The sequence below is a fragment of the Neobacillus sp. BF23-41 genome, from assembly GCF_041106275.1.
The window spans coordinates 61,709-73,793 of the sequence record NZ_JBGBPR010000006.1 but is presented as its reverse complement, the minus strand read 5'-3'; the positions used below and the strand labels follow the sequence as shown (position 1 = coordinate 73,793).

Here is a 12,085-nt window from a genome sequence, read left to right as displayed (position 1 = left end):
TATAATTACTAATACCATAAGGTTGTTATAGTTATTTCTTCATGTTATTTTATAAATATTCGAGGGTTTTATGTAAATAATAAAAGAAGTAATTTTTATAGGATCGTAGCTTTATTTTCTATTTCAAATGAGGATATACATATTTTTTTAAATTAAAAATTGAGGTGGTAACCATGAAAAAAATAGGAGTACTTACAAGTGGTGGAGATTCCCCAGGGATGAATCCAGCCATTCGTGCTGTGGTTCGGAAAGCAATTTATCACAATCTTGAGGTTTATGGTATCTATGGTGGTTATACGGGATTAATTTCTGGAAATATTAAAAAGCTTGAACTTGGTTCTGTTGGAGATATTATTCAGCGCGGCGGGACAATGCTCCAATCGGCACGCTGCCCAGAATTTAAAACAAAAGAAGGACAGCAAAAAGGGATCGAGCAGCTAAAAGCACATGGAATTGAAGGCCTAGTGGTTATCGGTGGAGATGGTTCTTACCGTGGGGCAAAAGCGTTAACAGAACATGGCTATCCGTGTGTTGGGGTTCCGGGTACGATTGATAATGATATTCCTGGGACAGAACTTACGATTGGGTTTGACACAGCTTTAAATACTGTTATCGATTCATTAGATAAAATTCGTGACACTGCGACTTCTCATGAAAGAACTTTTATTATTGAAGTAATGGGGCGAAACGCTGGGGACATTGCTCTTTGGGCAGGACTTGCTGGCGGCGCAGAAACGATTTTAATACCTGAAGAAGGCTATGACATGAATGATATCGTTGAAAAACTTCGAAAAGGGCAGGAACGCGGTAAAAAGCATAGTATTATTGTTGTTGCTGAAGGTGTGTGCAGTGGTGTTGAGCTTGGGAAGCAAGTTCAGGAGGCAACAAACTTTGATACGAGAGTTTCTGTCTTAGGTCATATTCAACGCGGTGGCTCACCTACTGCAGCTGACAGAGTTCTTGCAAGCAGATTAGGAGCAAGAGCAGTTGAGCTTCTTATTGAAGGGAAAGGCGGCCGAGCAGTAGGGATTGAAAAGAATCAGCTTGTAGATTATGACATCATTGAAGCACTTGGCCGACAACATACTTTAGATCATGATCTTTACAAACTTTCTATGGAATTATCGATTTAAGAATTTATGAATTTAAGAAATGGCAAAATTGCTTTTCTAATACGGGAGGAAAAATAAGAATGTTACGAAAAACAAAAATCGTTTGTACGATTGGTCCAGCAAGTGAAAGCGTTGAAAAATTAACACAATTAATCAATTCGGGTATGAACGTAGCTCGATTAAATTTTTCACATGGAGATTTTGCAGAACATGGTGCACGAATCCAAAATATTCGCGAAGCATCCAGACAAACTGGCAAAATTGTTGCCATCCTATTAGATACAAAAGGTCCTGAAATTCGGACAAACAACATGGAAAACGGTGCACTTGAGCTAACGGCTGGAGAAAATATTATCGTTTCCATGACCGAAGTAGAAGGAACTCTTCAAAAGTTTTCAGTTACATATCCAGGGCTAATTGAAGATGTCCATGTAGGCTCAAAGATTCTTTTAGATGATGGCTTAATTGGCTTAGAAGTAACGAATGTGGATAAATCGGCGAATGAAATCCATACCAAAATTTTAAATAGCGGCACATTGAAAAATAAAAAAGGCGTTAACGTTCCAGGTGTATCAGTGAACCTGCCTGGAATTACAGAAAAAGATACTCAAGATATTCTTTTCGGAATTGAACAAGGTGTTGATTTTATTGCTGCCTCTTTCGTTCGACGTGCAAAGGATGTTTTAGAAATCCGTCAGTTATTAGAAGAAAATAATGCTACACATATCCACATTATTCCTAAGATTGAAAACCAGGAAGGCGTCGATAACATTGACGAAATCTTAGAAATTTCTGATGGCTTAATGGTTGCTCGTGGAGATCTTGGCGTAGAAATCCCTGCTGAAGAGGTTCCACTTGTCCAAAAGATGTTAATTAAGAAATGTAATGCGCAAGGCAAACCAGTTATTACTGCGACTCAAATGCTTGATTCCATGCAGAGAAATCCTAGACCAACTCGTGCAGAAGCTAGTGATGTAGCGAATGCGATATTTGATGGAACTGACGCAATTATGCTTTCTGGTGAAACTGCTGCAGGACAATATCCTGTGGAAGCAGTCCAAACGATGCACAATATTGCTTCCAGAGCAGAATCAGCTTTAGATCATAAAGAAATACTCTCAAGCCGCAGTAAAGATACAGAACATAATCTTACAGATGCGATTGGACAATCTGTCGCACATACTGCTTTAAATCTTGATGTAAAATCGATTATTACCCCAACTGAAAGCGGTCATACTGCTAGAATGATTTCTAAATATCGTCCGAAAGCAGCGATTGTTGCGGTAACTTCCGTTGAACATGTATGCCGCCGTCTATCCCTTGTTTGGGGTGTTTATACGCAGTATGGAAGGGTTGCAACCACAATAGACGAAATGCTGGATATTGCCGTTGAAGAAAGCTTAAATAGTGGTATCGTTAAGCGTGGTGATTTAGTTGTTATTACTGCTGGTGTGCCAGTAGGTGAAGCCGGTACAACAAACCTAATGAAAATCCATGTTGTCGGCGATATTATTACAAAAGCACAAGGAATTGGCCGTAGAACAGCCTTTGGTAAAGTGGTAGTTGCCCATGATGCGAAAGAAGCTTTAGAAAAAGTAAAGCAAGGTTCGATTCTTGTGACAATTGGTACGGATCGCGATATGGTGCCAGCACTTGAAAAATGTGCGGCCGTTATTACCCAAGAGGGCGGATTAACAAGCCATGCAGCAGTGGTTGGACTAAACCTTAGCATCCCAGTGGTTGTTGGGGTAGATAATGCCTTAGAATTGTTTAAAGATGGCCAAGAAATAACCGTAGATGCTACTAGTGGAGTTATCTACAATGGACATGCTAGTGTCTTATAAGAGCAGATAAGGAAAAAAGAAGGGGAAACCCCTTCTTTTTTTTAATAACCACAAAATCATCCCCATTGGTAATATAATAAGAATAAGCGTTTGAAAGGGGACAATCTATGCGTTATTTATTTTTGTTGATCATTGTAATTCCTGCTATGGATATTGGTGTTTTACTTTTTTCAGGTAAAGCTATCGGTGTTTGGCCAACCATTGCTCTAATTTTATTAACAGGAATCATTGGGGCTTATTTAGCCAAAAAAGAGGGACTCCAGACAATCAGAAGGGTGCAGGAACAACTAAGCTCCGGTCAGATTCCAGGCGAAGCACTTTTAGATGGAATTTGTATCTTAATTGGCGGAACACTTTTATTAACGCCAGGATTTATCACTGATGTTACCGGGTTCCTATTTCTTTTCCCGCCAACAAGAAAGCCGATAAAATTTCTAATCCTCAAAGCGTGGCGAAGACGGATTAATAAAGGAAATATTAAAATCATAAAATAAGAAAAGTCAGCATCCAATTGGGGCTGACTTTTCTTTTTAAAAAGTCTCAAACCTCTTTTCCTTTTATAAAAACCCATAAATCATGAAAAACATTAGCACGATACAAGGTGCTAATAATGACAAGAGTGACTGGGCCAACAATTAATCCTAAAAGACCAATCAATTTAAAACCGACAAATAACGCAATCAGTGTGGCTAATGGATCAAGTCCAATATTAGAAGAAAGGATTTTGGGCTCCATGACTTGCCGTTGAACGATGACAACAATATAAAGAACCCCTAAGCCAATGGCAAGACCCGTATTGCCTCCAATCGCCACATAAATAATCCATGGGACAAAAACAGCACCCGTACCCAGGTAAGGAATAACATCCACTATTCCGGTTACTAAAGCGATAGTTATCGCGTAATCAACACGAAGAATAAGTAGGCCGATTAGTATAATAACTGTGGTAATCGATATCAGTGTTAATTGGGCTTTAATAAAACCAAACAGAGCCTTTTTTAAATCAACAAAAACTGACCGGCTGCTTGTTTTTGCTTTCTCAGGTAAGAGTTTGCCGCCCAATGTCGATAAACGGTACCAATCCTTACTAATAAAAAAAGTAGCCAATAAGGAAAAGATTAAAACGGTAGCTGCATTGGGAAGCCAAGCGATGATATTTGGGATAATCCCAAATAGATTCTGAATAAAATTGCCAACGGTTGAGCCAATTCTCGTTCCAACATTCTGTATATTACCAATAATCGTGTCCTGCTGCCCTGATTCAAGTTTATTAAACACACTTGTTAATTGATCATATATCGGAAGAATTTGAGCAGTAAAATATTTCTCTATATATTCAATTAACGTATCTAGATGATCTGGGACTACTGTAGACAAGTAATTTGCACCAGAGACAATCTCGGCTATTAGTAGTGTAATTAAACCTGCAAATAAGGCAAAAATAATAATAAGTGCAATAAAAACAGCTAATGCACGAGGCATTCTAGCCTTTTTTTCAAAAATATCTACAAGTGGATTAATCATAAACGCAATAATTAGTCCAATTAAAAATGGATAGGTCACTTTTGACAGAAAGTAAAAAGAGTAAAGCGCCAAAACAATAGCACCTATTACAATTAAGAATCGTATTGTCCGATATATGTACTTTAGATTCAAAGACAAACCTCCTTTAAATGTATGTTTGGTAGTTCTAGTTTAACATTTTATGAAATAAACTGCATAACTTTTCCAGATAAATATAATAGGCTTAAAAATATTACGAACATTTTATTTGAAGGTTTCGCAAGTAGATAGAACAGAAACTTATTGTAATCATTAATTTCATGCTTATGCAGATATTATGTTACGATAATTTGGATAGGGGATGGTGAGAACATGCTAAATGAGTCATTTTTATTTTTACTGTTATTGCTCGTTATTGGTTTTATTGCGAAAAACAGTTCCTTATTGGTTGCCATTGCAGTGCTCATTACCTTAAAGGTAGTAGGATTGGATACAAAGGCATTCTCATTTATACAGTCTAAAGGTATTAATTGGGGTGTCACAATTATTACAATTGCGGTATTAGTCCCGATTGCAAGTGGAGAAATTGGTTTTAAAGACTTAACAGGAGCATTTAAATCATCATATGCTTGGATTGCCCTGATCTCGGGCATGATTGTCGCTATGCTGGCAAAAGGAGGGGTTAAGTTACTAGCAGATGATCCACAGATTACAACAGCACTTGTTCTTGGCACTATTTTATCTGTGTCAATATTTAAAGGGGTCGCAGTTGGCCCTTTAATTGGAGCTGGAATTGCCTATACAGCAATGAAACTTTTTAGCTTTTTTACCTAGATTTTTTGTAAAATAATATTTTTTTGCATTTTTCGATTCCTTTTCGTTCACAAAAGTCTGATAATTGTTTATAATAGGCTTGTAAGCGTATCCTTTTTAACATAAACCACATATATATGCTGATTTGATTTTTAATCAATTTATTTCTCTAAATAGAATAGGTATTTTAATTGTTTACTTTTTACCTGAGCAATCGCTCAGTCAATTTAAAGGATGAAATAAGGGGAATAATTTTACTTAAAAGGTATGGGGAAATTTAGAATGTGAAGGAGAGATTTACTATGACAGTAACACGCGGTCTAGAAGGGGTAGTGGCAACAACTTCCTCAATCAGTTCAATTATCGATGACACGCTAACCTATGTTGGCTATGATATTGATGATTTAGCTGTGAATGCAAGTTTCGAAGAGGTAATTTATTTATTATTGCACTTAAAGCTGCCAAATGCAGAGCAGTTAGCAGAATTGAAAAAACAACTTTCTGAGAATGCAGCACTTCCACAGGAAGTAATTGAGCACTTTAAGCTATTTCCGATTCAAGAAGTACATCCAATGGCGGCACTTCGTACAGCGGTTTCTCTTTTAGGCATTTATGATGATGAAGCTGATTTAATGGATGCAGACTCAAATTATAAAAAAGCGATTCGTCTTCAGGCAAAAATGCCAGCAATTGTAGCAACTTTTGCGCGTATTAGAAAAGGTCTTGAACCAATCGCTCCTAAACAGGATTTAAGCTTTGCAGCGAATTTCTTATACATGTTAACTGGCAAGGAACCAGCACCAATTGCTGAAGAAGCAATAAATAAAGCGCTCGTATTACATGCAGACCATGAATTGAATGCATCTACATTCACAGCACGTGTTTGTGTAGCTACGTTATCAGATGTTTATTCTGGAGTAACTGCGGCAATCGGAGCCCTAAAAGGACCACTTCACGGTGGGGCAAATGAAGCTGTAATGAAAATGCTAAAAGAAATTGGCACGCTTGAAAATGTAGAGCCATACGTCCGTGGTAAACTTGAGAAGAAAGAAAAAATCATGGGCTTTGGCCACCGTGTATATCGACAAGGTGACCCACGTGCCAAGCACTTAAGAGCAATGTCTAAAAAGTTAACTGAACTAACGGGCGAACCTCACTGGTATGATATGTCTGAAAAAATTGAAAGCATTGTCACAGGTGAAAAGAATTTGCCACCTAACGTGGATTTCTATTCAGCCTCTGTTTATCACAGTTTAGGGATTGATCATGATTTAATGACACCAATCTTTGCTGTCAGCAGGGTATCAGGATGGCTTGCACATATCCTTGAACAATATGAGAACAACCGGTTAATCCGACCGCGTGCAGATTATATTGGTCCTGGAAAGCAAAAATATGTTGCAATCGACCAACGAGGTTAATATTTTACTTTTGTTAGAATAATTGGTCTAATAGATATGTATGAAAAGGTTAGAGACTCACCTCTCTAACCTTTGATAAGACAAAGGGTGTAAGTTTTTTAGTTTTCTTTTACATAATAGGAGGGTGAATCAACTATGTCAGGCGAAAAAATCACGGTTACAAACGGAGTATTAAATGTACCAAATAATCCAATCATCCCATTTATTGAAGGTGACGGTATCGGTCCAGATATTTGGGCAGCTTCCGAGCGAGTTTTAAATGCAGCAGTTGAAAAAGCCTATAAAGGCGAGCGTAAATTGATTTGGAAAGAAGTTTTCGCGGGAGAAAAGGCATTTAACCAAACAGGTGAATGGCTTCCAAGTGAAACGCTTGACGTGATCAGAGAGTATTTAATTGCCATTAAAGGTCCATTAACCACTCCTGTTGGCGGAGGAATTCGTTCATTAAATGTGGCTCTTAGACAAGAATTAGATTTGTTTGTCTGCTTACGTCCAGTTAGATGGTTCGAAGGTGTTCCTTCCCCGGTTAAGCGCCCACAAGATACGGATATGGTTATTTTCCGTGAAAACACTGAAGATATTTATGCGGGTATTGAATATGAAAAAGGTACTGAAGCAGTTAAAAAGGTTATTGACTTCCTACAAAACGAAATGGGTGTTAAGAAAATCAGATTCCCTGAAACTTCAGGGATCGGTATTAAACCAGTTTCGGAAGAAGGAACAAGCCGTCTAGTACGTGCAGCGATCAATTATGCTATTAAAGAGGGCCGTAAATCCGTTACACTCGTGCATAAAGGAAATATCATGAAATTCACTGAAGGCGCGTTTAAAAACTGGGGTTATGAGCTTGCTGAGAAGGAATTCGGCGATAAAGTATTTACATGGTTACAGTATGACCGCATTAAAGCGGAACAAGGTTCTGAAGCTGCTAATAAGGCTCAAACTGATGCAGAAGCTTCAGGCAAAATCATCGTAAAAGATGCTATTGCAGATATCTTCTTACAGCAAATCCTTACACGTCCACGTGAGTTTGATGTGGTTGCAACAATGAACTTGAACGGAGATTTCATTTCTGATGCACTTGCAGCGCAAGTAGGCGGTATTGGTATTGCACCAGGCGCTAACATCAACTATGAAACAGGACATGCCATTTTTGAAGCAACACATGGTACTGCACCTAAGTATGCGGGTCTTGATAAAGTAAACCCTTCTTCTGTCATTTTATCAGGTGTGTTATTACTTGAGCACTTAGGCTGGAATGAAGCGGCTACAATGGTTATTAAATCTGTTGAAAAAACAATTGCTTCTAAAGTTGTAACTTATGATTTTGCTCGTTTAATGGACGGAGCAACTGAAGTAAAAACTTCTGAATTCGGTGACGAGCTAATTAAGAACATGGAATAAGAAGGGAAAGTGAAGAGCAGATGCGGGCTGTTAATAAAAATAGCCACTTCTGCCTTTTCTAGATTCAAGTGAAACATTAAAAAGTTCAAAGGGGAGAATTAAAATGTCATTAAAACGTAAAAAGGTATCTGTTATCGGCGGCGGATTTACAGGAGCGACCACTGCATTTTTACTGGCACAAAAGGAACTTGGCGATGTAGTTCTAGTTGATATCCCACAAATGGAAAACCCAACAAAAGGTAAAGCGTTAGATATGCTTGAAGCGAGTCCAGTACAAGGCTTTGATTCTAATATTACAGGTACTTCAAATTATGAAGATACTCGTGATTCTGATATTGTCGTTATCACTGCTGGTATTGCCCGCAAACCTGGAATGAGCCGCGATGATTTAGTCCAGACAAACCAAAAGGTAATGAGAAGTGTTACACAGGAGATTGTAAAGTATTCTCCAAACTGTACGATTCTTGTTCTAACCAACCCAGTAGATGCAATGACATATACTGTATTTAAAGAATCAGGATTCCCTAAAAACCGTGTAATTGGTCAATCTGGAGTTCTAGATAGTGCTCGTTTCCGCACATTTGTTGCTCAAGAATTAAATCTTTCCGTTAAAGACATTACGGGATTTGTATTGGGTGGACACGGAGATGACATGGTTCCGCTTGTACGCTACTCCTATGCTGGTGGTATTCCATTAGAAACTTTAATTCCTAAAGATCGTCTAGAAGCAATTGTAGAACGCACAAGAAAAGGCGGCGGTGAAATTGTTAACCTTCTAGGTAATGGAAGTGCTTATTATGCGCCTGCAGCTTCTTTAGTAGAAATGTGTGAAGCAATCCTTAAAGATCAACGTCGAGTGATTCCTTCCATTGCGTATCTTGAAGGCGAATTTGGTTACGATGGCATTTACCTCGGAGTACCAACGATTCTTGGTGCAAATGGTATTGAAAAAGTAATTGAGCTTGAGTTAACTGCTGACGAAAAAGCTGCATTAGATAAATCAGCAGAATCCGTTCGCAATGTAATGCAAGTGTTAGCATAAAAAATTAAAATTGAGAAATTCGGGGCTGCAAGGGTTTCCCCGAATTTCTTTGCATTCAAATGAAATCGCTTACAACGGAGGTGGAGTTATATGCTTTTAGGTAAGAAAAGAAAGTTAGGCAGAAGGATTGAAGAAATTACTGTCGGTGAAAAATTGTCTATGACTGAAAAGATAGAAGACAAGGATATCCTCCTTTATTTAGGTTTAACAGACGATGCAAACCCTCTCTATATTCAACATGATTATGCTTCACAGACTCCTTTTGAAAAACCAATCGTTCCTAGTATTATGCTTACAGGAATGATAACCTCTGCCATCTCAAAATATTTACCCGGACCTGGGAGCCATATCTTAAGCCAAGATATTGAGTTTCCTAAGCCCGTATATCATTATGGAACCGTCGAGTTTTTGTTTGAAGTGATCGAGGTTGTAAGAGATAAACATACCATTGTGATCAGTGTCATAGGAATGAATGAAAAAAATGAGACTGTCATACTGGGAAAGGTTAAAGTTTGTCCTCCACATCGTTTGGAGGAAATACATGGTAGGGCGCTGGATAATTTTTAATAAAGATGTAAAAAAGGAATGTGTAGACGTTCCTTTTTGCGTTAAAAAGACGGTTTATAAAGCCTAAAAAGGTTTAGGCGCCAACATGTTAGTCGATAAGAACGGTTCAATTATTTTAAAAAAATTCAAACTCATTTCGATGGCTATGTCCACATTCCTTTAATGTTAAAGTTTTGTAAAACTAGATTATATGTAATTTTTATTATTATAATGGAGGTAACTTATTTGAGTGGGGGATATTATGAAAAATAAAATACTTGTTGTCGATGATGAACAGTCAATTGTAACTTTGCTTAAATATAATTTGGAGCAGGCCGGGTATGAAGTGATCACTGCAATGGATGGTGAAGAGGGGAAACATCTTGCAGAGACACAAGGCCCTGATATCATTGTATTAGACCTCATGTTACCGAAGTTGGATGGAATGGAGGTATGTAAGCAGCTCCGTCAAAAGAGTATAATGACCCCAATTTTAATGTTAACTGCAAAAGATGATGAGCTCGATAAAATATTAGGTTTAGAGCTTGGTGCAGATGATTATATGGTAAAGCCTTTTAGTCCTAGAGAAGTGATCGCCCGCGTGAAAGCAATTCTTAGGAGGACACAAGTCCAAACGGAGGCAATTGACGTAAGTGAAAAAGAGACGGGGCAACTAGTGATCGCTAATTTAAGAATCGATCCCGAAAAGTATGAGGCTTATTTTAACGACCAACTTTTGGAGTTAACCTTAAAGGAATTTGAATTACTTCTTTATCTCGCGCAAAATAAAGGCCGCGTCTTGACGCGTGATCAATTACTTAGTGCTGTTTGGAATTATGACTTTGCTGGCGATACTAGAATTGTGGATGTACATATATCACATTTAAGAGAGAAAGTTGAAGTGGATACGAAAAAGCCGGCCTATATTAAAACGTTACGGGGCTTGGGCTATAAATTGGAGGAGCCGAAAGGAGAATGACCAAATACCGAAAAGGGCTGCTAATTACACTAATCTTATTAATTATGGCGGTTTTAGTTGGATTAGGAATATTACTTGGCCAATTTTTTAAAAGCTATTACTTAGAGTCTCTAAATGAACATTTTAAAGTTGAAATCTTATGGGTCCTTTCCATCTGTCTAGGGATTGCAATAATAATAATTATTTTTCTATCCATTAGAATTACCTCAAAGTATACAAAACCAATTGAAGCTGCCACAAATGTAGCGATTGAACTGGCAAACGGAAACTACCGGGCACGAACAAAAGTAGATCGACTGGATGAAACCGGCATGCTTGGGTCATCGATCAATATGCTGGCCGAAAACCTCCAAGAACTTGTTAAAGCACAAGAAATGCAACAGGACCGGTTAAGTGCTTTAATTGAAAATATGGGAGCAGGATTAGTCTTAATAGATAGTCGCGGTTACATTAATCTCATTAATAAAGGGTTTATTGATATTTTTCAGGTGAATCCAACTGATTATTTAAATAAACTCTACTATGAAGTGATTGAATATGAAGAAATTTGTCATTTAGTAGCAGAGGTTTTTCGGACTGAAAAGAACGTAAGTGAACAATTACTTGTGCCTTTTTTGATCGAACGAAGGTATTTTGTTGTGTATGGTGTCCCGATAATTGGAACAAATAATGTTTGGAAAGGGGTACTGATTGTTTTTCATGATATAACCGAAATAAAAAAACTCGAGCAAATGCGGAAGGATTTTGTCGCCAATGTTTCGCATGAATTAAAAACCCCTGTAACTTCTATTAAAGGATTTACTGAAACATTGCTGGACGGTGCCATGAACAATAAAGAAACATTAGAAGCGTTTCTTTCGATCATTTTAAAAGAGAGTGATCGCCTGCAAACACTTATACAAGACCTGTTAGAGCTTTCAAAAATAGAGCAGCAAGGCTTCAGACTAAACATTCAAGAAATAGATTTACATATGTTATTGAAAGAAGTAATCACGATTCTTACAGGAAAAGCAGAAGCAAAGAATATCAAGCTTGAACTTTACTGCAAGCAAAATAAAGTGTTAATCAATGGCGATTCGGACCGTTTAAAACAAGTATTTATCAATTTAATCGGCAACGCAATTAACTATACCCCGCCAGAAGGGGACGTAAAAATTATCCTTCTCGAACATGGTGAGAACGTACGGGTCCATGTGAAAGACTCAGGGGTAGGAATTAGTAAAGAAGAGATTCCACGTATTTTTGAACGATTTTACCGAGTGGACCGTGCCAGAAGTCGTAACTCGGGTGGAACAGGCCTTGGATTAGCAATCGTAAAACACTTAATAGAAGCGCATCATGGTAACATAAGTGTCAGAAGTAATTTGGGTGAAGGAAGCGACTTTATTATTGAACTACATAAATATTCGATATGATTTTTG

General features: G+C 37.8%; 11 protein-coding genes. 10 read left to right on the top strand and 1 reads right to left on the bottom strand.

Annotation, left to right across the window (positions count from 1 at the left end):
- The first annotated feature begins 173 nt into the window (after window positions 1–173).
- The 3 genes from pfkA (at window position 174) to AB7942_RS11835 (ending at window position 3,450) form a co-directional block, all read left to right on the top strand.
- A complete protein-coding gene (gene pfkA / locus AB7942_RS11845; RefSeq protein ID WP_215011045.1) occupies window positions 174–1,133 on the top strand; it encodes a 6-phosphofructokinase in 960 nt (319 codons plus the stop codon).
- A 59-nt stretch (window positions 1,134–1,192) separates the two neighbouring features.
- Window positions 1,193–2,956, top strand: coding sequence for a pyruvate kinase (pyk, locus tag AB7942_RS11840; protein WP_369447002.1), 1,764 nt, complete (start codon window positions 1,193–1,195; stop codon window positions 2,954–2,956).
- A gap of 107 nt (window positions 2,957–3,063) precedes the next feature.
- On the top strand, window positions 3,064–3,450 hold the full coding sequence (locus AB7942_RS11835; protein WP_369447001.1) for an FxsA family protein: 387 nt from the start codon (window positions 3,064–3,066) through the stop codon (window positions 3,448–3,450).
- A 46-nt stretch (window positions 3,451–3,496) separates the two neighbouring features.
- Here AB7942_RS11835 and ytvI read toward each other — a convergent pair whose 3' ends face one another.
- The gene (gene ytvI / locus AB7942_RS11830; protein ID WP_369447000.1) at window positions 3,497–4,612 is read right to left on the bottom strand and encodes a sporulation integral membrane protein YtvI; all 1,116 of its coding nucleotides are present in this window, start codon (window positions 4,610–4,612) and stop codon (window positions 3,497–3,499) included.
- A gap of 219 nt (window positions 4,613–4,831) precedes the next feature.
- Between ytvI and AB7942_RS11825 the strand changes: the two genes are divergently transcribed.
- The 7 genes from AB7942_RS11825 (at window position 4,832) to pnpS (ending at window position 12,079) form a co-directional block, all read left to right on the top strand.
- Window positions 4,832–5,293 (top strand): DUF441 domain-containing protein, encoded by a 462-nt coding sequence (locus tag AB7942_RS11825; protein ID WP_369446999.1) that lies wholly within the window; start codon window positions 4,832–4,834, stop codon window positions 5,291–5,293.
- A 281-nt stretch (window positions 5,294–5,574) separates the two neighbouring features.
- Window positions 5,575–6,693 carry a citrate synthase gene (citZ, locus tag AB7942_RS11820; RefSeq protein ID WP_369446998.1) on the top strand — a complete coding sequence of 373 codons (1,119 nt, stop codon included), beginning with the start codon at window positions 5,575–5,577 and terminating at the stop codon, window positions 6,691–6,693.
- Between the two features lie 135 nt (window positions 6,694–6,828).
- On the top strand, window positions 6,829–8,097 hold the full coding sequence (gene icd, locus AB7942_RS11815) for an NADP-dependent isocitrate dehydrogenase (protein WP_369446997.1): 1,269 nt from the start codon (window positions 6,829–6,831) through the stop codon (window positions 8,095–8,097).
- Between the two features lie 103 nt (window positions 8,098–8,200).
- Window positions 8,201–9,139 carry a malate dehydrogenase gene (gene mdh, locus AB7942_RS11810; protein WP_088089224.1) on the top strand — a complete coding sequence of 313 codons (939 nt, stop codon included), beginning with the start codon at window positions 8,201–8,203 and terminating at the stop codon, window positions 9,137–9,139.
- Between the two features lie 90 nt (window positions 9,140–9,229).
- Window positions 9,230–9,706: a MaoC/PaaZ C-terminal domain-containing protein gene (locus AB7942_RS11805; RefSeq protein WP_369446996.1), complete on the top strand. Its 477-nt coding sequence runs from the start codon at window positions 9,230–9,232 to the stop codon at window positions 9,704–9,706.
- Window positions 9,707–9,947: 241 nt separating this feature from the next.
- On the top strand, window positions 9,948–10,664 hold the full coding sequence (locus tag AB7942_RS11800; protein WP_369446995.1) for a response regulator: 717 nt from the start codon (window positions 9,948–9,950) through the stop codon (window positions 10,662–10,664).
- The gene (gene pnpS / locus AB7942_RS11795) at window positions 10,661–12,079 is read left to right on the top strand and encodes a two-component system histidine kinase PnpS (RefSeq protein ID WP_369446994.1); all 1,419 of its coding nucleotides are present in this window, start codon (window positions 10,661–10,663) and stop codon (window positions 12,077–12,079) included. The genes AB7942_RS11800 and pnpS overlap by 4 nt, the downstream gene beginning before the upstream one ends.
- Window positions 12,080–12,085: the final 6 nt, after the last annotated feature.

Coding starts and splice junctions, on each gene's coding strand:
- AB7942_RS11800 (WP_369446995.1), top strand. CDS start 9,948: ATGAAAAATAAAATACTTGTTGTCGATGATGAACAGTCAATTGTAACT.
- pnpS (WP_369446994.1), top strand. CDS start 10,661: ATGACCAAATACCGAAAAGGGCTGCTAATTACACTAATCTTATTAATT.
- mdh (WP_088089224.1), top strand. CDS start 8,201: ATGTCATTAAAACGTAAAAAGGTATCTGTTATCGGCGGCGGATTTACA.
- AB7942_RS11805 (WP_369446996.1), top strand. CDS start 9,230: ATGCTTTTAGGTAAGAAAAGAAAGTTAGGCAGAAGGATTGAAGAAATT.
- pyk (WP_369447002.1), top strand. CDS start 1,193: ATGTTACGAAAAACAAAAATCGTTTGTACGATTGGTCCAGCAAGTGAA.
- citZ (WP_369446998.1), top strand. CDS start 5,575: ATGACAGTAACACGCGGTCTAGAAGGGGTAGTGGCAACAACTTCCTCA.
- pfkA (WP_215011045.1), top strand. CDS start 174: ATGAAAAAAATAGGAGTACTTACAAGTGGTGGAGATTCCCCAGGGATG.
- AB7942_RS11825 (WP_369446999.1), top strand. CDS start 4,832: ATGCTAAATGAGTCATTTTTATTTTTACTGTTATTGCTCGTTATTGGT.
- AB7942_RS11835 (WP_369447001.1), top strand. CDS start 3,064: ATGCGTTATTTATTTTTGTTGATCATTGTAATTCCTGCTATGGATATT.
- icd (WP_369446997.1), top strand. CDS start 6,829: ATGTCAGGCGAAAAAATCACGGTTACAAACGGAGTATTAAATGTACCA.